The sequence below is a fragment of the Streptomyces sp. NPDC052236 genome (assembly GCF_044548015.1).
Lineage (GTDB): Bacteria > Actinomycetota > Actinomycetes > Streptomycetales > Streptomycetaceae > Streptomyces.
On record NZ_JBIUBL010000008.1, the window covers coordinates 100,659 to 121,391 of the forward strand.

Here is a 20,733-nt window from a genome sequence, read left to right on the forward strand (position 1 = left end):
GGTGTGAAGATATTGCCAGGGGAGTGTGCTTATTGTCATCGGTTGAACAAATGGTTGACCGGAACTCGATCTTGGACTTTGGCGGACCTCGGCGCGGCCGGCGTTGGCCACGTGCCCCTTTACGTGGCTGGAACGTGCCGGAAATGGTGGCACTTCGGCCACATCTGACGTTACGTCAGGAGGTTTGGCGGAGGCCTGTATCCGGGCGGCGTCTTGGGACCGCCTTGTGCTGCGGGAGTGGCCCACCGATGACGTCGCCGCCGTCGTGGGCGATGGCCAGTTGGCGCATTGGGCGGAGGACTTCCCCGCCGAGGGTGACCGCGTCATCGCCGGTGTCATTGCCGAACAGCTGGATCCCGCAGGAGAGTACGGCCACCGACAGATCATCGAGCGGGCGAGCGGCCTGGTGGTCGGCACCATCAGCCTGCTCTGGCCGCCGAGGGACGGAGCACTCGAATGCGGATACGGCATCGTGCCATCGCGACGAGGCCACGGCTACGCCCCTGAGGCCACCCGGGCCCTTGTGGAGTTCGCCCTGACCTCGCCGGACGTCCACACGGTGTACGCAGATGCGGAACTGTCGAACCAGGCCTCGATCCGCGTACTGAAGAAAGCCGGTTTGCACCGCTGGAGCAGCGACGCAACGATAACCCGGTTCAGCACCGCAGCGCCGGACCCGAATCAGCAGTAGCCCCAGCCCAGGCCGGCGGCGTGCAAGTCGCCGGCTTGGCGCAGTCCTGTGAATTCCTCGCTCACCGCAACCCCGGGTTGCCTGAGCCGCAGAAAGAACCAGAGCCGGGTCCTGGCACCCCACCGGCCGCCGGGCAACGGTCAGGACCTTGTCCAGCATCACTTCGGCCGCGCCCGCAAAGGTTGCCGAAGTCGTGGGGCGTATCACGGGCCTCCGAGCAGGGGACCTCAACCAGAGGTGGAACATCCTGTAGGCGTCTGGGGCAGGAAGGGCAGGAAGGGCAGGAGGCAGCCGGGAAAGGCCGGGGCGGAAGGGCCCTGGGATGGTGGGCACCGTGCGGGGGGCCGCCACCGGCCATTATGTGTGGGCGGTCAGCAGACCTTGCCCGCGCCCGCGAGGGCGGTCACCAGGTACGGGACCGATCGCGGGTCGTTGACCTTCGTGCGCAAGGCCGGGGTCCAGCCCGCATCCGGTCGCAGGGTCTCCTCCGGGATCTCCGCGTTGTGTACGGCCAGCAGGTCGACGTACTTCCCGTTGACGTAGTTGCCCGCGGTGGTGACCGGCGCGTCCTTCCACTTCTTGAGGATCGCCGCGGCGCTCACGCCCGTGGGCACCGTGAACGCGTTCTTCTCGGCCACGAGCTGCGACTCGATGCCGATGCCGAGCGAGTAGGCGAAGCCGGCCTTCGGGACGACATAGTGGTTGTTGTACGTGTCCACCTTGCCGAAGCGGACTCGCGGCGCGCGTTCGATAATGTTCTTGAACTGGTTGTGGTGCAGGGTGACATTCAGCTTGCCGCGGTCGCTCGCGCCCGCGCTGTCGCTGTTGCCGATCATCAGCGTCTTGTCGTGGTCGGCGAACACATTCCAGGACGCGGTGACCAGGTCCGCGCCGCGCACGATGTCCAGTTCGCCGTCGTGCTGCTGGTACAACTGGCCGAAGTGCAGCGGCTGTTCGCTGTCCGGGCGGCGCCCGTCGGTGAAGGTGTTGTGGTCCACCCACACATGTGTCGAGCCGTACACCACCATGTTGTCGTACTCGGAGTTCCACGCGCCGCCGACACCGTCCGTCGGGTCCCACTGCGGGAAGCAGTCGAAGGCGTCCTCGAACGTGAGGTTGCGGACGATGACGTTGTCGACGTTCTTGACCTGGAGGCTGCCGCCGAGGATGCGCGCGCTTCTGCCCACGCCCACGATGGTGGTGTTCGACGGGACGAACGCCGTGATCTGCGCCGCCTGGCGCTTGGCGGACGCGGCCCGCAGGTCCTCCTGTTCGCCGCTCACCTCGTTCTCGTAACCCCAGACCGCGGGATCGTAGTCGGCGAGGTACTTGTCGAAGGAGTAGCCCTCCGCCGCGTAGTCGGTGCAGGCGAGTTCGTTGCCCGCGCCGTCCGACAGGGCGTCGAGTGTTCCCTTGACCCGGATGATCGAGGGGGCGGGGGAGGTGGCCGCCGCCGCGGCCAGTGCCGTCCTGAGCTCTGCCCACGTGGTGACGGTGTGGACATGGCTGCGGTCCGCCGCCGAGCCGCCGGTGGTGCCGCCGTTCGCGGAGGCCCAGCCGTCGTTCGCGGCGAGCACCGCCCGCTCCAGGGACGGCGGTACGAAGCTCCCCTGCGCCGACGCGGGTACGGCCGTCAGCGCCAGCGCCGTACCGCACACCACGGCCACCGCCACCGCACCCGTGACGTGGTTACTGAATCTGTATCTGTCTCTGTGCATGTCGTTCGCTCCTCAGTCTTCGAGCCAGCTGAGCAAGGAAAGCTGAACCTCCTCATCGAGACCGTGCAGGTCCTGCGGGACCAGCACCCCCTCGTCCACCAGCGCACGAGCCACCATCCGGGCGACCGCGACGGCCCCCGGGGGATGGAAGTGCGTGTTGTCCTGCACACCGTCGGGGTAGTTGGGCGACTCGCCCGGCCGCAGCCAGTGGAAGTACGCCAGCGTCTTCTCCGGCCCGAGCCGCTGCCACTCCGCCAGGGACGCCGCCTGGATGTCCAGCAGGGGCACCTCGTGTTCGGCGGCCAGTGCCCGCATCGCCGCCGGGTACTCGCCGTGCGTCGGTACGGCGTTGCCCGCGGTGTCGAACTCGCGGCGCTCCACCGGGGTCAGCAGCACCGGGTGCGCGCCGCTGTCCCGCGCACCCTTCACGTACTGCAGCAGATGGTCCCGGTAGCCGCTCCACGGCTCGGTGTAGCGCGTCGGGTCGTCGCTCTTCTCGTCGTTGTGCCCGAACTGGATCAGCAGCAGGTCCCCGGGCTCGATGGCCTCGAGAATCGGGGTGAGCCGCCCCTCATCGATGAAGCTCTTCGTGCTGCGGCCGTTCACCGCGTGGTTGGAGAACCAGAGGCCCTCTCCGAGGAAGAAGGGAAGGGCCATGCCCCAGCCGCTCTCCGGGGTCGCCGTGAGGAACTTGTTCGCGGCTGTGGAGTCACCGGCCAGATACAGCGTTCTGGTGAGGGACGACATGACGGTGTGCTCTCTTTCGTACGCGGCGGGAGAGGCGGGAGAGGCGGGAGAGGCGGGAGAGGCGGGAGAGGCGGGAGAGGCGGGAGAGGCGGGAGAGGCGGGGGAGGAGGAGGCGGGGGCGGGAGGGGCGCCTACTTGTTTTTCTGCTCCTCCCACTCCGTCTCGGCCGCGTTGAGGCCCTCCGCGAGCTTGTCCGCGAACTCCTTCGCCGTCATCTGGCCCAGCAGCACCTTCTGGAAGTTCGGCTCGTTGCCCTTCTTGCTGAGCGTGTTCCAGTCGGGCAGGTAGTACGGCAGGTTGACGATCGTGGTGGTGCCGTCGCTCAGCGCCTTCATGGCCGCGCTCGTCGGCTCGGCCTTCTGGATCCAGGCGTCCCCGGCCGCGTCGGTGTTCGCCGGGATGGAGCCGGCCGACTCGTTCCACTTGCTGTTCGACTGGTGCGAGGCGGCGAACTCGATGAACTTCCAGGCAGCGGCCTTGTTCTTGCTGTTCTTGAACAGCCCGAGCCCGTCCACCGGCGACGAGATCTGGACGCGCTTGCCGTCGTCCATCGAGGGGTTGGGTATGCCCTTGAACTTGTCCTCGCCGAGCGCCTTCACATGATCCTGGTACGAGCCAAGGTTGTGGCTCAGCATCCCGATCTGGCCCTTGTCCCACTGGGCGACCATCTTGATGAAGTCATTGTTGACGTCCGCGGACGGCGTCGCCTTCTTGTACAGAGCGACGTACTTCTCCAGCGCCTCCACGTTCTTCGGATCGTTGACCGTGGTCTTGTGATCCTTCCAGAACGAGGTGATGCCGGACTGTCCGTACATCGCGTCCAGCGCCTGCGCGATGGAGCCCCCGCCACCGCGGATGGTGTAGCCGAACTTGTTCTTGTCCGCGTCGGTGAGCTTCTCGGCCGCCGCGTAGAACTTTGACCAGGTGGTCGGCGGCTCAAGTCCCGCCTGGGTGAACAGATCAGTCCGGTACCACAGCGTGCCGTTGTTCGCCGAGGTCGGCACGGAGTACATCTCATCGGTGGAGCTGCCCGCCCCCTTGACGCTGTCGACCATGCCCGCGACCAGCTTGCCCTTGAGGCTGCTCTTCTCGATGCGGTCGCCGACCGGCTCCAGGACGTCCCGGATCACCAGGTTGGACAGGTAGGCGGTGCCGACGCCGCCGACGTCCGGCAGCCCGCCGCCGTCGATCGCGGTGTCGTACTTCGCCTGGACCTGGTCGATCGGGATGCCGACGTACTTGACCTTGATGTCCGGGTTTTCCTTGGTGAAGTCCTTGATGATCTCCGTCCAGATCTCACGGCGGTCACCGGTGTTGTTGTCCCAGAAGGTGATCTCACCCTTGCCGGAGCCCTCGTCGCCGCTCCCGCCGCTTCCGTCGTCACCGCACGCGGTCGCCGTCAGGGCGAGCGCCGCGACCAGGGAGATCGCTGGTGCGATACGCCCTCTGTAGGTCTTCGAGATTCTCATCGTCGGCTCTTCTCTCTTGTGTGGAGTGTGTGGTCAGCAGGTCAGCAGGTCAGCAGGTCAGGCAGTCAGGCAGATCAGGCAGATCAGGCAGTGATACGAAAACGGGTGAAGGACGCGGTTCCGGCCGAGTCGCCCTCCCCCGTGGGCGCGGTGGCGAACAGTCCGAGCAGCGCCCCGACCCACCGCCAGGGCGTCGCCGCGAAGACCGGACCGGAGGGCCGCATTCCGTCCCCGGTGTCGGCGAAGAACCGGCAGCGTGCTCCCGGCGCGACCTCGATGCGCAGCAGCGCCCGCCCGTCAGGGGCCTCGCGCGGATGTGCCGCGTCCCGCTCCAGCTCGGCGACCGTTTCGGCGAAGCGGTGCACCAGATGCGTACGGCCGTCGGCGCCGTGCTCCAGGCCGATCCAGGAGAAGGCGTCCCCGAGCACGGCCAGGCCCGCCTTGGCGCCCTTGTCCTCGCCCGTCAGGGCGAGTTCGACGGTCACCGTGAACGTCTCGGCGGGCAGCCGCTGGACCAGCGCGCTGGGCAGCTTGCGCAGATCGTGCGCGTCGGTCGTGCGCCGGCAGGCCAGCCGCAGCCCCTCGCCCGGGTGGCGGACCGACCAGCCGGGCTGGGGGTTGGCGGTCCACTGCCACTGGGGCCCGAAGTGCCCGCCGGGGAAGTCGTCGTCGGTCGCCGGTGCCGCGGGTGGCTGCTCCGCCGCCTTCGGCTTGGTGTGTACGAGGACGGGCTCGCCGTCGTTCCCGATGACCGGCCAGCCGTCCGCGCCCCAGCGCATCGGCTGGAGGTGCACCACCCGCCCGTACGCGCCGCGCGCCTGGAAGTGTACGAACCAGTCCTCGCCGGCGGCCGAGGAGACCCAGGCCCCCTGGTGCGGCCCGTTGACCTCCGTACGGCCCTGGGCGAGCACGACTCGCTCCTTGTACGGGCCGAAGAACTCCCGTGACCGGAACGCGCCCTGCCAGCCGTGCTCCACCCCACCGGCGGGGGCGAGGATCCAGAACCAGCCGTCCCGCAGATAGAGCTTGGGGCCTTCCAGCGTGAACCAGCCGGGCAGCCGGTCCGCGTCGATGATGATCCGCCCGGCGTCGAGCAGCTCCCGGCCGTCCGTGCTCATCCGGTGACCGGTCAGCCGGTTCTTGACGCCCGACCGGGACTTGGCCCAGGCGTGGACGAGATACGCCTCGCCCGTCTCCTCGTCCCACAGCGGGCAGGCGTCGATCAGTCCCTTGCCCGCCTTGAGGAGATGAGGGGTGCTCCACGGGCCGCCGATCGAGGGTGTGTTGATCTGGTAGACACCGTGGTCGGGGTCGCCCCAGAAGATCCAGAACCGGTTGTCGTGGTGGCGGAACGAAGGGGCCCATACCCCGCAGTCGTGACGGGGCGCGGCGAAGTCCTCCGCCGGTTCGAGGCGTTGGAGCGCGTGCCCGACGAGTGACCAGTTGACGAGGTCGCGGGAGTGCAGCAGCGGCAGCCCGGGTACGCGGCCGAAGCTGGAGGCGGTGAGGTAGTAGTCGTCGCCGACGCGGACCACGTCCGGGTCGGACCAGTCGGCGTTCAGTACGGGGTTGCGGTAGGTGCCGTCCCCGAGGTCCGCGGCCCAGGGGAAACCCGGCGTATCGCTCATGCCGCCACCGCCTTACGGGCCAGTGCCGCCGCCGCGGGCCGGTCCAGCCGGCCGTCCGCGACGACGGTGACGATACGGCGGGCCACCGTCCCGCCCGCCGGGACCGGCAGCCGCTCCTGCCAGGCGAGCGACGATCCGACGCCCGGGTACTCGGAGGTGCGCACGAACCACGGGTCCTTACGGGTCTCCTCGTTGGCCCCTGCGAAGATCAGCGTCCAGTCCCGTCCGGCGAGCGCCAGCCAGTCGGCCCGGTGGCCGTGCACCGCGTCCTCGCCCTCCGCCGCCTCGGTGAACGCGACCGTGGCCACGTCCTCCTTCGGCGCGCGCCAGAAGAATCCGCCGTATCCCGCGCCGGGCCGGCCATTGGTCGCCGGGCTGCCGATGGACAGGTCCTCGCCGGACACATTGGTCAGCGCCGACGAGAAGTCGAGCGCCCAGGTGCCGGAGAGCGTGAACGTACTGATCGTGCGCCGCTCCTGGAGGAGTACGCGTCCTTCGCGGCTCCAGGACAGCTCCTCCACACAGCCGTCGGGGTCCCGCAACAGCCACCCCGTGTGTTCCTGTGTGCCGTGGTTGTCGACCTCGACGGAGCCGCGGTCGCGGACAAAGGTGCGTCCGCCCCAGAAGTTGCCGCCCGACACGTCCGGCACCGCCATCGACACCCCCAGATGGTGGCCGTGGTCGGCGGGCCGCAGTTCGGTGACGACGACGCCGCCGAGCGTACGTACGGGATGCAGATAGGGGCGCGGCGAGAGTACCGCCGGCAGCTGTGGCCTGTGTACATAACCGGCCACGGGCCGGCCGCCACAGGACAGCACCGTGGCTCCGTCGGTTCGGGAAGGCTGTGCGACGCTCATCGGGAGTACACCTCCGCTGTGGGCAGGGCCCAGCTCGCGCCCAGCTCGGAAAAGGTGGAGAGGGTGTCGGCGCTCGACGCGACCAGACCGTCGATGCCCTTGACGATCCGGCGCGGCGCGTTCGCGCCGGGCTCGGAGTACCAGGCTTCGGCGGGCAGCAGCCGGGGCAAGGGCGCCGTCCTGACGTGTTCGACGATCCGCATGAAGGCGCCGGTGCGCCGCGGCGGTACGAGGAGCTCCGCGCGCCCGTCCAGATGCGCGACGAGGTTCTCCAGCAGGTCGGTGCGCCCGTGCACGGTTTCCACCGGCCCCTGGTCGGTGCGCTGCACCAGCACCCGGTCGCCCTTGTACCAGAAGGTGATCCGGCCCCTGGCCCCGTGGATCAGCAGATACGGCTCCGCCGACTTACGCGCGCAGAGGGTGACGGCGACCGTGACCGGAGTGGAGCGGGCGGTCCGCAGCCGCAGACACGTGGTGTCGTCGGCTTCGATGTCGTTGGCCCGGAACTGCTCCACCTCCAGTTCTGCGATGTCCTCGGCCCGGTCGCTGCCGTCGATGCGCAGCGCGGTCGCGACGGCGTGGGCGAGCGGGTTGGTGAGCACCCCGTCCACGACGTCCCGCCCGTCCAGGGTGCGCCGCCCGGCCCAGGGGGCCCGGGTGTAGTACGCCTCGTCGCGCACCCAGGCTCCGGCCGCGCCGATGCCGCGTACGGGCCCGATCACGTCGTCCGCGATCAGCTCCCGTATCGCTTCGACGGCATGGGAGCCCAGCGACTGGAAACCGATCTGGCAGACCGTGCCGCTCTCGTCCAGACCGGCCAGCAGCCGTTCGTACTCCGCGTACGACGGTGCTGTCGGCTTCTCCAGCAGGATGTGCACCCCGCGGGCGGCGGCCGTCAGCGCGAGATCGGCGTGGGTGTGGATGGGGGTGCAGATGACGGCGATCCGGGCGCCCGTACGCTCCAGCAGCCCGGCGAAGTCCTCGGACTGCTCGGGTCTTCCGAAGCTCACCCCGTCCTCGCTCAGCTCCTCGTCGCTCAGCGGCTTCAGCTCGCAGATCCCCGCGAGCCGTACCAGACCGGCCTGCTGGAGACGGTGCAGATTGCGCAGATGCCAGCGGCCGTGGCCGCGCGCACCGGCCAGTACGACGGGCACGCCTGCGTCGGGCACGCTCATCCCTTCACCGCCCCCGCGCTGAAGCCGGTGATCAGCCATTTCTGGATGAAGGCGAAGACGATGACGACCGGCACGGCGGAGATGACGCCGCCCGCCGCCAGCGCGCCGAAGTCGACGCTGTCCGCACCGATCAGGGTGGAGAGACCGACCGGGATCGTCTGTTTGTCCTGGTCGCTGAGGAACATCAGGGCGAAGAGGAAGTGGTTCCAGCTGTGCACGAAGGCGAAGGAGCCCACGGCGATCAGTCCGGGCCGCAGCATCGGCAGGACGACGATCCGGAAGGCCTGCATCCGTGAGCAGCCGTCCACCCAGGCCGCCTCTTCCAGCGTGTAGGGCACATTCTTGATGAACCCGCTGATCAGGATGATCGACAGCGGCAGCTGGAAGACGGTCTCCGCGATGACGACACTGGTCAGCGAGTTGATCAGCTGGAGGTTCTTGAAGATCTGGAACAGGGGCACCAGCATCAGCGCGCCCGGGATGAACTGCGAGCACAGCAGCGCCAGCATGAACGCGTTCTTGATACGGAAGTTGAAGCGGGCCAGCGCGTACCCGCCGGCCAGCGCGACGGTCGTGGTGGTGATCAGCGTGCACACGCCGACCAGCGCGCTGTTCTGGAAGAAGAGCGAGAAGCTGCGCTCGTTCCAGACCTTCTCGAAGTTGTCGAAGGTCATGGGCCACGGCACCAGCGAGTCGGAACCCGCCGGCCGCACCGCGAACAGCAGCATCCAGTAGAACGGGATGAGGGTGAAGAGCAGATACAGCCCCAGCGGGAGATAGATCTGCCAGCGCGGCACTTCGTCGAAGGCGCGCTCGCGCCTCCCCCTCCGTACGGACGGACGCTTCGGGTTGCCGGCCGCGGGCCCCGCGTGTGCGCCTTTCTCGGCGAGTGCGGCAGTCACTTGTCGTCCTTTCCGAACTTGCTCAGGCGCAGATAGAGAATCGAGCAGAAGAGGAGGATCACGAAGGCAACTGTGGTGAGCGCGGTGGCATAGCCGAAGTCGTGTCCCTCGAAGCCGGTGACCGCGACATACAGCGGCAGTGTGGTGGTCATGCCCGCCGGTCCGCCGTTGGTGAGGGTGAGGAGCAGGTCGACGTTGTTGAACTCCCACACCGCCCGCAGCAGTGTGGCCAGTACGATCGCGTCCTTGATGTGCGGCAGCGTGATGTGGACGAACTGCCGCATCCGTCCCGCGCCGTCGACCGAAGCCGCCTCGTACAGATCCCCGGGTATGGACTGGAGGTCGGCGAGGATGAGGATCGCGAAGAACGGCACACCGCGCCACAGTTCCGCGAGCACGGCGGCCCAGAAGACGGTGCCGGTGTCGGAGAGCACGGACGATCCGTACGAACCGATTCCCGCGTCGGCGAGGTAGCGGCCGACGCCCGTCGAGGGGTTGTACAGCAGCAGCCAGATGGTGGTGGTCAGCACACCGGACACGGCCCAGGGCGAGAAGACCAGGGCGCGGGCGATGCCGCGGCCCACGAAGGTCTGATTGACCAGCAGGGCGAGCACCAGGCCGAGCGCCAGTTGGAGCGTGACCTCGGTGACGACCCACTTGCCGCTGAAGATGAGGCTGTCCCAGAACAGCGGATCGTCGGTGAAGATCTTCGTGAAGTTGTCGAACCCCGCGAAACCGTTGCGCCAGGGTTTGGTGGGGTTGTAGTTCTGCAGGCTGTAGTAAAAGACGCTGAGCATGGGGTAGGCGATGAAGCCCAGCATCAGCAGTCCGGCGGGCGCGATCAGCAGGTACGGGAGACGGCGTGGCGTTGATCCGGTACGGCGCTTGGGCGCCTTGGGCGACTTGGGTGCCCGGGGCGGGGCCCCTGAAGAGTCCTGCGCCACAGCTGAGGCCATGACTGCGTCTCCGTTCCTCTGTGAAGTGTTTCGCAGAGTTGATCGAAAGCTCGGGCGGGGGAGTGTCGCGGGTCGGGTGGTGCTACCCCGCGTACGGTTCGGGAGTGGTGCCTTGGCGGGCCAGGAACGTGAAGTCGCAGCCGGTGTCCGCCTGGGTGATGTGTTCGTTGTAGAGAGCGCCGTAGCCGCGTTCGTACCGCTCGGGCGGCGGCGTCCAGGCCGCCCTGCGCCGCTCCAGCTCTTCGTCGGTGACTTCCAGCCGCAGCGTGCGCGCCGCGACGTCCAGCGTGATCAGGTCCCCGCTGCGGACGAGCGCGAGCGGCCCGCCGACGTACGACTCGGGGGCGATGTGCAGCACACACGTGCCGTAACTCGTGCCGCTCATCCGGGCGTCGGAGAGCCGCACCATGTCGCGTACGCCCTCCTTGAGGAGGTGGTCGGGCAGCGGCAGCATCCCGTACTCCGGCATGCCGGGGCCGCCCTTGGGGCCCGAGCCCTGGAGCACGAGCACATGGTCGGCGGTGATGCCGAGCTCGGGGTCGTTGATGGTCCGCTGCATCGTCCGGTAGTCGGGGAAGACCACGGCGGGACCGGTGTGCTTGAGCAGGCGCGGCTCGGCGGCGATGTGTTTGATCACCGCGCCGTCCGGGCAGAGATTGCCCCGCAGCACCGCCACGCCACCCTCCTCGGCCAGGGGGTTCTCACGCGGGCGGATGACATCCGGGTTGTGCACCAGGGCGCCGTCGAGCTGCTCGCGCAGTGTGTCGTGCGCGACGGTGGGCCGGTCCAGATGCAGTACGTCGGTCAACTGGGAGAGGAACGCGGGCAGTCCGCCCGCGAAGTGGAAGTCCTCCATCAGATACCGGCCGCCGGGGCGGAGGTTGGCGAGCACCGGCACCGTACGCGCGATGCGGTCGAAGTCATCCAGCGTGAGTGTCACACCCGAGCGGCCCGCCATCGCGATCAGATGGATCACGGCGTTGGTCGAGCCGCCGAGTGCCAGGACGGTGACGACCGCGTCCTCGTACGCCTCGCGGGTGAGGATTTTCGACAGCTTCAGGTCCTGGTGCACCAGGTCGACGATCCGCCGCCCGGACGCGGCGGCCATCCGCTCGTGCCCGGAGTCGACGGCCGGTATGGAGGAGGCCCCGGGGACGGTGACGCCGAGCGCCTCGGCCGCGGCGGTCAGGGTGGCGGCGGTGCCCATGGTCATACAGGTGCCGGGGGAGCGGGCCAGACCGTTCTCCAGCTCGGCCATCTCCGCGTCGCCGATCAGCCCGGCCCGCTTGTCGTCCCAGTACTTCCACATGTCCGTGCCGGAGCCCAGGACTTCATTGCGCCAGTGGCCCGGCAGCATCGGTCCGGCCGGCACGAAGACAGCGGGCAGGTCGGCGCTGGCGGCGCCCATCAGCAGCGCGGGTGTGGACTTGTCGCAGCCGCCCATCAGCACCGCGCCGTCCACCGGATAGGAGCGCAGCAGCTCCTCGGTCTCCATCGCCAGCAGATTGCGGTAGAGCATCGGGGTCGGCTTCTGGAAGGTCTCGGAGAGGGTGGAGACCGGGAACTCCAGCGGGAAGCCGCCCGCCTGCCACACCCCGCGCTTGACCGCCTGCGCACGCTCGCGCAGATGGACATGGCAGGGGTTGATGTCGGACCAGGTGTTGAGGACCGCGATGACGGGCTTGCCGAGGTGTTCCTCGGGGAGGTAGCCGAGCTGGCGGGTGCGGGCGCGGTGGCTGAAGGAGCGCAGCCCGTCCGTTCCGTACCACTGGTGGCTGCGCAGCTCTTCCGGGCGTTTGACGATCCTGGGGCTCGTCGGCGGAGTCATATGGCCCATCCCTGGACCTGGCCGGCTATCAGGGCGCGCTGCTCGTCGGGCAGTGTGCGGCTCGGCGGGCGGACATCGCGGCGGCACAGGCCGAGCGAGGCGAGCGCCTCCTTGACGACGGTCACATTGTTGGCGGACTGCTCGGCGGCGCGCAGTTCCTCGAAGGGCCTGATCAGCTCCCACACCTTCATGGCGGCGGTGTAGTCCCCGGCACGGAGCGCGGCCAGCATGGAGAGCGAGACCTCCGGCGCCACATTGACCAGACCGGAGGTGAAGCCGGTGGCTCCGGCGGACCAGTAGGAGGGCGCGTACAGCTCGGCGAGTCCCGCGACCCAGACGAAGCGGTCCCCACCGGCGTCGCGCGCGAACGCCGCGAACCGGGCCGCGTCCGGGACGGCGTACTTCACGCCGATGATGTTGGGGCACAACTCCCGTAGCGCGGCGAGCTGTTCGCCGCCCAGCTGCGGGTTGCGGATGTACGGGACGACACCGAGTTCCGGCACGGCCTCGGCGATGGCGCGGTGGTAGTCGATCCAGCCGCCCTTGGAGACATACGGATTGACCGGCTGATGGACCATCACCAGCTGTGCTCCCGCGTCGCGGGCGTGCAGCGCGTCGGCGACGGCGGTCGGGAGGTCCAGACCGACACCGACGACGATGGTGGCCTGGCCCGCCGCCTCGTCGATGGTCATTTCCGTGACCGTGCGCCGCTCCTGGGGGCTGAGCGCGTAGTACTCCCCGGTGTTGCCGTTGGGGGTGAGTGTGCGTACGCCGTTGTCGAGCAGCCGCCGCAGCAGCGCCCGGTGGGCGACGGTGTCGATGGTGTCGTCGGTGGTGAACGGCGTGACGGGGATTGCCACGATGTCGGCGAGCGCGTCCCGCAGCGACGTGAAGTCAGCCGCGAAATCAGCACTGGAATCACTGGAATCAACAGTCATGCTGTGTCTCCTTCGGGGAAGGCTCGCTGCACAAAGGAGGCGATGTGCTCACGCAGGGCGCGGGCGGCGCCGTCGGCGTCGTCGCTGAGCGCGAGCCGCAGGATCTCCCGGTGCTCGTCCGCCTCCCGCTCCCAGGAGGGGTGGGAGGCCCACGCCACGGTCGAGACCAGGGCGGCCTGATCGCGTACGTCGTCGAGCATCCGGGCGAGCAGCGGGTTGCCGCACGAGAGATACAGGGATCGGTGGAACTCCCGGTTGGCCAGGGACCGTTCGGCCTGGTCGGCCGCCTGGTCGGCCCTGAGCAGGGCGTCCCGGGCGAGGTCCAGGGCCTCCCGGGCGGCCTCCAGTGAGGCGCGACGCGTGACGGTGCGCCGCAGCGCTTCCGGTTCGAGCAGCAGCCGTACGTCGTAGACCTCGCGTGCCATCTCGGCGTCGACCGTGCGCACGGTGGTGCCCTTGTACTGACTCATCACCACGAGTCCGGTGCCGGCGAGGGTCTTCAGGGCCTCCCGTACGGGGGTTTTGGAAACCCCGAACTGCGCGGCCAGTTCCGTCTCGACCAACGCCTGCCCGGGGCTCAGCTGCCCGGTGAGGATGGCGTGTTTCACAGCTTCGAGGACGTACTGGGTGCGGGAGGGTATGGGGGCTGGAGCAAAGGTCATCGGGGCTCTCGGATCTCGCGTATCACGTCTCATATATGACGTATGAAGTGCAACGCGATGAAGGTAGGTCCCAGCAGATGTTTCGTCAATGCTTCATGCAAGCGCGTTCTATGTGTCTTGACCTGTCCTCCCACCTGTGCCACGGCCGGGCGGGGGGAAGCGCTTCGATTGTTGTCGTCCGTACCGTTGACGTACCGGCAGATGGTCTTTACGTTGTGCGGCAAGCGCTTACCTAAAACGATTCAATGCACGACTGGAGGCCGACTGTGCGTAACCCTGGCAGTGTTGACCGGCGTGGTTTGCTCAAGATCGCCGGTGGCTCGTTGGCCGGTCTCGGCCTGACGGCGGCGGGTTGCGGCTCCGACAGCGGGTCGTCCGGCGGGAACGTCACGATCCGTTACGCCTGGTGGGGCTCGGAGGACCGCACGAAGCGGATCAACGAGTCGATCGCGCTCTTCGAGAAGAAGTTCCCGAAGATCAAGGTCAAGACCGACTTCCAGCCATACCTGGACTTCTGGAAGAAGTTCAACACCCAGGCCTCGGGCGGGAACCCGCCCGATGTGTTCCAGAACGCGATCGGCTTCCTGCGCAAGTACGACAGCAAGAACGTCCTGCTGGACCTGAACGCCCAGGTGAAGGCGGGCAACCTCAGCCTGTCGAACTTCCGCGCGGGACTGGAGAAGTTCGGCGAGGTCGACGGCAAGCTCCTCGGCATCCCGGTCGGCTCCAACTCGATGGCCCTGGTCATCGACGAGCCCGTCTTCCGCAAGGCCGGCGTCACCCCGAAGCCGGGCTGGACCTGGGACGACTTCCACGCCGCGATGGCGAAGATCCGCTCGACGCAGGGCCGAGCGGGCGACAGCGGCTACTACGGCGTCATGTACCTCTACGACCTGTTCCTCCGCCAGAACGGCAAGGCCTTCTTCAACGAGGAGGGCCTCGGCTTCGCCGAGGCCGACCTGACGGAGTGGTGGAGCAAGGCGTTGGACGGCGTCAAGGCGGGCGATTACTCGGACCCGAAGAAGGTCGCGCAGATCAAGCCCAAGTCCGCGGTGGCCGCGGAGCTCGCGGCCGGCGAGTTCACCTGGGACAACTTCACGTACCGCTACAGCTCCGAGGGCAAGAGCACCTACGGCCTGGCGCCCATCCCGACCACCGACGGCAAGAAGACCGGCCAGTACCTCGGCTCTCTCATGCTCTCCGGGTCCAAGCGCACCAAGCACCCCAAGGAAGTCGCGCAGTTCATCAACTTCATGGTGCACGACCCCGAGGTCGGCAAGATCATGGGTTACGACCGCGGGGTGCTGTCCACCACCGAGCAGTACGACGCGTTCAAGCCGACCGACGAGATGTCCAAGAAGATCGCCGCGTACGAGACAGGGCTCGTCGACACCGGCGTACTGGAGCCCATCACTCCGCACCCGGCCGGAGCGGACGTATCGGAGTCGGCGTTCCTGCGGATCGCTGAGGAAATGGCACTCGGCAAGCGCCCGGTGGCCGACGCCGTGAAGCAGTTCTTCTCCGAGTCCAAGACGGCATTCGCATCCTGATGGGACCAGTGGTGACACCAGCACAGCCCGTCCGGACCCCGGCGGCGCCCCCCTCGAAGTCGGCGGGGGCGCCGCTCGGCGGCAGCCCAGGTTCCTCCCCCAGCCCTGCCCTCAAGCAGCGGCGCCGTCGGGAGAACCTGGCCGGCTATCTCTTCATGTCCCCCTGGATCGCGGGGTTCCTGCTGCTCACAGCCGGACCGATGGCCGTGTCCCTGTACTTCGCCTTCACCGATTACAACCTCTTCGACGCCCCGAAGTGGATCGGTTTCGACAACTTCACCGAGATGTTCGGTGACCAGCGGTGGCGCCACTCGGTCGAGCTGACGTCGTGGTACGTGATCGTGGGCACCCCGCTCAAGCTCGCCGCCGCGCTGGCGGTGGCCCTGCTGCTCAACCAGAACCGCGCGGGACAGGCTTTCTACCGCGCCGCGTTCTACGCTCCGTCGCTGATCGGCGCGAGCGTCTCCATCGCCATCGTCTGGAAGGCCATCTTCTCGGACGAGGCGATCGTCGACCGTACGCAGAAGATCTTCGGCATGGACGTCGGCGGCTGGACCGGCGACCCGGACTGGATCATCTACAGTCTGGTGGCGCTCACCGTCTGGCAGTTCGGCGCGCCGATGGTGATCTTCCTCGCCGGTCTGAAGCAGGTGCCGCGCGAGCTGTACGAGGCGGCCGAGGTCGACGGCGCCGGACCGCTGCGGCGGTTCTGGAACATCACCCTGCCGATGATCTCCCCGGTGCTGTTCTTCAACGTCCTGCTTGAGACCATCCACTCGTTCCAGATCTTCGGCTCGGCGTACATCCTCGGCGGCGCGGGCGGCACCTGCGGTCCGGCCGACGGCACGCTCGTCTACACGTGTTACCTCTATGTGCAGGGCTTCGAGAACAGCCGGATGGGCTTCGCGTCGGCCATGGCATGGATGCTGCTGCTGGCGGTCGGCCTGGTGACCGCGGTGCTGTTCTGGTCCCAGAAACGCTGGGTGCACTATGAGGAGGACGCGCGATGAGCACGTCGACAACACCGGGCGCGCCCGTCACGAAGACCGCGCCGACCGTGCCGATCACCCCTGGCAAGGGGTCCTCGACGGCGGGGGCTTTCCGTCGGCGCACCGCCGGTTCGCTCGCCTGGCACCTCGGATCACTCGCGGTCCTCGCGGTGGTGCTCTACCCGGTCATCTGGGTGCTCGGTGGCTCGTTCAAACCGAACAACGAGATCATCGGCAGCCTGGAGCTCTTCCCGACCGACCCGGTCACAGAGAACTACAGCAAGCTGACCGAGGGCATCGCGGACATCCCGATCACCACCTTCTTCACCAACTCCGCCATGCTGGCGCTGGGTTCGGTGGCGGGTGTGCTCATCTCCTGCTCGCTGGCGGCCTACGCCTTCTCCCGGATCAGGTTCGCGGGGCGCAATCTCCTCTTCGCGCTGATGATCGGCACGCTGCTGCTGCCGTACCACGTGCTGCTGATCCCGCAGTATGTGCTGTTCCAGAAGCTGGATCTGATCAACACGTACGTTCCGTTGCTGCTCGGCAAGTATCTGGCGATCGACGCCTTCTTCGTCTTTCTGATGATGCAGTTCATGCGGACGCTGCCGAAGGAACTGGACGAGGCGGCGCGGCTGGACGGCTGCGGACATCTGCGGATCTACTGGTCGATCGTGCTCCCGCTGTGCCGTCCCGCGCTCATCACCAGCGCGATCTTCACCTTCATCAACGCCTGGAACGACTTCATGGGCCCGTTGATCTATCTCAACGAACCGGAGAAGTACACGGTCTCGCTCGGCCTGAAGATGTTCGTCGACCAGGAGGGTGTGGCCAACTACGGCGGAATGATCGCGATGTCGCTGGTGGCGCTGCTGCCTGTGCTGGCGTTCTTTCTGGCCTTCCAGCGGTACTTGATCGACGGAATGGCCACCTCCGGACTGAAGGGCTGAGGCTGATATGAGCGCCACCGCCGCTACGGGGAGGGGCCGGGAGTCCCGCAAGTCCCGCAAGCCCGGTAAAGAATCCATGTTCCTGGAGCGTTTCGGCGTCTTCGCCGAGTGTCTGCTCACCGGTGTGTGGATCGCCGTGGCGGCGCTGCCGCTGGTCACCCTGCCCGCGGCCGTCGCCGCCGGGGCCGCGCATCTGCGGCGCCATCTGGCCCAGGAGCCGTCGGGCCGCCGGGAGTTCACGGCGGATCTGCGGGCCGCGGTCCGGCGCGGCTGGCTTGTCGGGCTGGCCGGCTGGGCGGCGCTCGCGCTGCTGTGGGGCGACCTCACGGTCGTACGGGCGGGGCTGCCCGGGGGTCGGTTCGTCGGCGCGGTCGGGGTTCTGGCGTTCCTCGGCCTTGTCGTCGCGGGTCTGCGGGCGGCGGTGCGGTGGCGGCCGGGGTCCTCCTGGCGTGAGCTGCTGCCCGCCGCGGTGCGCCGTACGGTACGGGACCCGGCCGGGTCGCTGGCGCTCGTCTGCGGTATCGCGGTGGTGGCGGCGTCGGCGTGGTTCGCGGCGCCGCTGGCGGCTCCCGCGCTCGGGGTGGTGGTGGCGGCGGCGCTGGCGGTCGAGCGCCGGTACGACGAGCACCACTGACACCGCACCCTCCTCCGAGTGCCCACTTTTTGACTCCTCTTAAGTTTTGACTCCTCTTAAGAATTCAAGAACCGCTCAATAGCCGCTCTGTCATGCCCATGCTCATGCCCATGCTCCACCATGGAAGGGACAAGAATGACTGCGATCCCCCGTAGGTCTCTGTTCAAGGCGGCGGCCGTGGCCGGCGCCGCCTCCCAGTTCAGCTGGGTGCTCGGCCGGAGCGACGCCCGCGCGGCGGAGACCGGAAGCGCCGCCGCCGATGCCCCCGTCACGATCGACTGGCTGGAGGACGGCGGCCTCGGCGCGGCCCCCGGCTCCACCTTCGGCGTGCCGTGGCCCAAGGGCGCCCACGCGGCCGACACGGCGTTCGCTCTCGCCACCGTCGAGGGCAAGGACGTTCCCGTACAGACCTGGCCCACCGCCTACTGGCCGGACGGCTCCCTCAAGTGGACCGCCCACGCGGTCGGCCCGGAGGCCGCCGGGGCCGAGAAGTTCACGCTCGGCGCCGGAGCGCCCACCACCGGGGCGAAGAAGGTGACCGTCACCGAGACCGGCCGGAAGGTCACTGTCGACACGGGCGTCATCAAGGCGGTCATCTCCAAGGACGGGGAGAAACTCGTCGAGTCCGTGACCCGGGGCGCCACCAAGATCGCCACGGATGGGCGGCTGGTCCTGCTGCGCCAGAGCGATCTGGACGACGGCGACCGCGGGAACGCCAAGTGGGACCGGTTCGACGGCGAGATCAGCGCGGTGAAGGTCGAACAGACCGGTCCGGTGCGCGCCGTGGTGCGCATCGACGGCAAGCACCGCAAGGGCAGCCGCAGCTGGCTCCCGTTCAGCGTCCGCCTGTACTTCTACGCGGGCGCTGAGTCCTTCCGTATGGTCCACACCATCACGTACGACGGAGACCAGAACAAGGACTTCATCCGCGGCCTCGGCGTCCGCTTCACCGTCCCGATGCGCGACGAGGCCTACGACCGGCACATCCGCATCGCGGGCGAGGACAAGGGCTTCCTGACCGAGGCGGTCAAGGGCATCACAGGCCTGCGCCGCGACCCCGGCGCGGCGGTCCGCACCGCCCAGGTCAAGGGCGAGAAGCTGCCCGACCCGGCCACCTGGGACCAGCGGGTCACCACCCGGCTCCAGTACATCCCCACCTGGGGCGACTACACGCTGTCCCAGCTCTCGGCCGACGGCTTCGCCCTGCGCAAGCGCACCAAGCCGGGCCATGGCTGGATCCCGGCGGGCGGCGGCGGCCGGGCGAGCGGCTTCGGATACGTCGGCGGGGTCAGCGGCGGACTCTCCTTCGGGCTCCGCGACTTCTGGGAGAAGCACCCCGCGCAGCTCGACATCCGGGGCGCGGCGGGCGACGAGGCCGAGGTCACGCTGTGGCTGTGGTCGCCCGAGGCGCAGCCGATGGACCTGCGCTTCTACCACGACGGCATGGGCCAGGACACGTTCCCGGAGCAGATCGAAGGCCTCAACATCACGTATGAGGACTACGAGCCCGGCTTCGGCACCCCGTACGGCATCGCGCGTACCAGCGAGCTGATGTTCTGGGCCAACGCCGCGACGCCGACGGCCGCCACCCTGGTCGAGCAGGCGGCGGCGACGCGCACGCTGCCGCAGCTGGCCGCGAGCCCCAAGGACCTGAGCAGGGCGGGGGTCTTCGGTGGCCTGTTCTCGCCGGTCGACCGTTCCACCCCGGCGAAGGCGAAGATCGAGGACCACCTCGACTTCCTCTTCACCTACTACAAGGACCAGGTCGATCAGCGCCGCTGGTACGGCTTCTGGGACTACGGCGACATCATGCACACGTACGACTCGGACCGGCACCAGTGGCGGTACGACGTCGGCGGCTACGCCTGGGACAACTCGGAGCTCTCGCCCGACCTGTGGCTCTGGTACGCGTATCTGCGCTCTGGCCGGGCCGACGTCTTCCGCTTCGCCGAGGCGATGACCCGGCACACGGGGGAGGTCGACGCCTACCACCTCGGCAAGTGGGCGGGGCTCGGCACGCGCCACGGCGTCCAGCACTTCGCGGACAGCGCGAAGCAGCAACGTATCTCCACCGCTGTGTACCGCCGCTGCTACTACTTCCTGACCGCGGACGAGCGGATCGGGGACATCATGCACGCTCTTGTCGACTCGGACGAGACGTTCCTGGTGCTCGACCCGCTCCGTAAGATCCGCACCGAGCCGTACACGCCCGACCGGCACGCCCTGTCCATCGGCTTCGGCACCGACTGGAGCGGACTCGCCGGGGCCTGGCTCACCGAGTGGGAACGCAGGGGACCGAAGGCGGCCAAGGCGGAGGCCCGACTGCGCTCCACGATGGCCACCATCGGCGCGCAGCCCAACGGCTTCGTCCAGGGGTCCGGACTCTACGACCTGGACACCGGCAAGTTCGCGGTCGATCCCAAGCCGGTGGTCAGCGTCTCCCACCTCTCCGCGATGTTCGGCCTGGTGGAGATGTGCGCGGAGCTGATCGACCTGATCGACGTCCCGGAGTTCAAGACCGCCTGGCTGGACTACTGCCGCTACTTCAACGCCACGAAGACGGAGCAGGCGGCGCGGTACGGATCCAACTTCGGCAACCTGCTGCTGTTCCAGGGCCATTCGCGCATGGACGCGTACGCGGCGGCGCAGACGAAGGACGACAAGCTGGCGGCGCGCGCCTGGCAGAAGTTCCACAACAGCGACGGCTACACGTCGACAATGGTGTGGGACAAGACGCAGCTGGAGGGTCCTGACGTGCTCGAACCCGGCTACGAGAACCTGCGGGTCAACACGAACGAGACGGCTCTCTTCGGCCTCGCCGCGATCCAGAACCTGGCACTGGTGGGTGACAAGCTCCCCGACTGATCGCAACGTCTCGTCACGTCCGGACAGGGGGCGGCCCGCACTTGCGCGGGCCGCCCCCTCGTGCGAGCTGACCCGCTTCGGCGGGGCCGAAGCGGACGGGGTTGTCCGGCTTTACCCGCAGTGCTGGAGCTTGAGATTCCTCCTGTGATGAAGATGTGATGATGCGTGAAGTTT

Annotated in this window: 17 protein-coding genes; 6 read left to right on the top strand and 11 right to left on the bottom strand. The window is 68.1% G+C overall.

The window, feature by feature from the left end:
- The first annotated feature begins 226 nt into the window (after window positions 1-226).
- Window positions 227-691 (top strand): GNAT family N-acetyltransferase, encoded by a 465-nt coding sequence (locus ACIHCQ_RS15770; protein WP_399662584.1) that lies wholly within the window; start codon window positions 227-229, stop codon window positions 689-691.
- Window positions 692-1,062: 371 nt separating this feature from the next.
- On the opposite strand, the gene ACIHCQ_RS15775 is transcribed toward ACIHCQ_RS15770, so the two are convergent.
- From ACIHCQ_RS15775 to ACIHCQ_RS15825, 11 genes are all read right to left on the bottom strand, one after another.
- Window positions 1,063-2,409 carry a polysaccharide lyase family 1 protein gene (locus tag ACIHCQ_RS15775; protein WP_399662222.1) on the bottom strand — a complete coding sequence of 449 codons (1,347 nt, stop codon included), beginning with the start codon at window positions 2,407-2,409 and terminating at the stop codon, window positions 1,063-1,065.
- A gap of 12 nt (window positions 2,410-2,421) precedes the next feature.
- Window positions 2,422-3,156 carry a rhamnogalacturonan acetylesterase gene (locus ACIHCQ_RS15780; RefSeq protein WP_399662224.1) on the bottom strand — a complete coding sequence of 245 codons (735 nt, stop codon included), beginning with the start codon at window positions 3,154-3,156 and terminating at the stop codon, window positions 2,422-2,424.
- Window positions 3,157-3,287: 131 nt separating this feature from the next.
- A complete protein-coding gene (locus tag ACIHCQ_RS15785) occupies window positions 3,288-4,625 on the bottom strand; it encodes an ABC transporter substrate-binding protein (protein WP_399662226.1) in 1,338 nt (445 codons plus the stop codon).
- Between the two features lie 83 nt (window positions 4,626-4,708).
- Complete coding sequence (locus ACIHCQ_RS15790; protein ID WP_399662228.1) at window positions 4,709-6,253, bottom strand: glycoside hydrolase 43 family protein; 1,545 nt, start codon at window positions 6,251-6,253, stop codon at window positions 4,709-4,711.
- Complete coding sequence (locus ACIHCQ_RS15795) at window positions 6,250-7,110, bottom strand: PmoA family protein (RefSeq protein ID WP_399662230.1); 861 nt, start codon at window positions 7,108-7,110, stop codon at window positions 6,250-6,252. Before ACIHCQ_RS15795 ends, ACIHCQ_RS15790 begins: the two co-directional genes overlap by 4 nt.
- Window positions 7,107-8,285 carry a Gfo/Idh/MocA family protein gene (locus ACIHCQ_RS15800; RefSeq protein ID WP_399662232.1) on the bottom strand — a complete coding sequence of 393 codons (1,179 nt, stop codon included), beginning with the start codon at window positions 8,283-8,285 and terminating at the stop codon, window positions 7,107-7,109. Before ACIHCQ_RS15800 ends, ACIHCQ_RS15795 begins: the two co-directional genes overlap by 4 nt.
- Entirely contained in the window at window positions 8,282-9,187 is a 906-nt protein-coding gene (locus ACIHCQ_RS15805) for a carbohydrate ABC transporter permease (protein ID WP_399662234.1), read from the bottom strand. The genes ACIHCQ_RS15800 and ACIHCQ_RS15805 overlap by 4 nt, the downstream gene beginning before the upstream one ends.
- Window positions 9,184-10,143 carry a carbohydrate ABC transporter permease gene (locus tag ACIHCQ_RS15810; RefSeq protein WP_399662236.1) on the bottom strand — a complete coding sequence of 320 codons (960 nt, stop codon included), beginning with the start codon at window positions 10,141-10,143 and terminating at the stop codon, window positions 9,184-9,186. Before ACIHCQ_RS15810 ends, ACIHCQ_RS15805 begins: the two co-directional genes overlap by 4 nt.
- A gap of 82 nt (window positions 10,144-10,225) precedes the next feature.
- Window positions 10,226-11,971, bottom strand: a complete 1,746-nt coding sequence (araD, locus tag ACIHCQ_RS15815) for an L-arabinonate dehydratase (protein ID WP_399662238.1) — start codon at window positions 11,969-11,971, stop codon at window positions 10,226-10,228.
- Complete coding sequence (locus ACIHCQ_RS15820) at window positions 11,968-12,909, bottom strand: dihydrodipicolinate synthase family protein (RefSeq protein WP_399662240.1); 942 nt, start codon at window positions 12,907-12,909, stop codon at window positions 11,968-11,970. The genes araD and ACIHCQ_RS15820 overlap by 4 nt, the downstream gene beginning before the upstream one ends.
- Window positions 12,906-13,571 carry a GntR family transcriptional regulator gene (locus tag ACIHCQ_RS15825; RefSeq protein WP_399662242.1) on the bottom strand — a complete coding sequence of 222 codons (666 nt, stop codon included), beginning with the start codon at window positions 13,569-13,571 and terminating at the stop codon, window positions 12,906-12,908. The genes ACIHCQ_RS15820 and ACIHCQ_RS15825 overlap by 4 nt, the downstream gene beginning before the upstream one ends.
- A 245-nt stretch (window positions 13,572-13,816) precedes the next feature.
- On the opposite strand from ACIHCQ_RS15825, the gene ACIHCQ_RS15830 reads away from it, so the two are divergent.
- From ACIHCQ_RS15830 to ACIHCQ_RS15850, 5 genes are all read left to right on the top strand, one after another.
- Window positions 13,817-15,121: an ABC transporter substrate-binding protein gene (locus ACIHCQ_RS15830; RefSeq protein WP_399662244.1), complete on the top strand. Its 1,305-nt coding sequence runs from the start codon at window positions 13,817-13,819 to the stop codon at window positions 15,119-15,121.
- Between the two features lie 11 nt (window positions 15,122-15,132).
- A complete protein-coding gene (locus ACIHCQ_RS15835; protein WP_399662246.1) occupies window positions 15,133-16,131 on the top strand; it encodes a carbohydrate ABC transporter permease in 999 nt (332 codons plus the stop codon).
- Window positions 16,128-17,060: a carbohydrate ABC transporter permease gene (locus ACIHCQ_RS15840; RefSeq protein WP_399662248.1), complete on the top strand. Its 933-nt coding sequence runs from the start codon at window positions 16,128-16,130 to the stop codon at window positions 17,058-17,060. Before ACIHCQ_RS15835 ends, ACIHCQ_RS15840 begins: the two co-directional genes overlap by 4 nt.
- 76 nt (window positions 17,061-17,136) lie before the next feature.
- Window positions 17,137-17,694 carry a hypothetical protein gene (locus tag ACIHCQ_RS15845; RefSeq protein WP_399662586.1) on the top strand — a complete coding sequence of 186 codons (558 nt, stop codon included), beginning with the start codon at window positions 17,137-17,139 and terminating at the stop codon, window positions 17,692-17,694.
- Window positions 17,695-17,829: 135 nt separating this feature from the next.
- On the top strand, window positions 17,830-20,559 hold the full coding sequence (locus tag ACIHCQ_RS15850) for a Tat pathway signal sequence domain protein (RefSeq protein WP_399662250.1): 2,730 nt from the start codon (window positions 17,830-17,832) through the stop codon (window positions 20,557-20,559).
- The last annotated feature ends 174 nt before the right edge of the window (window positions 20,560-20,733 follow it).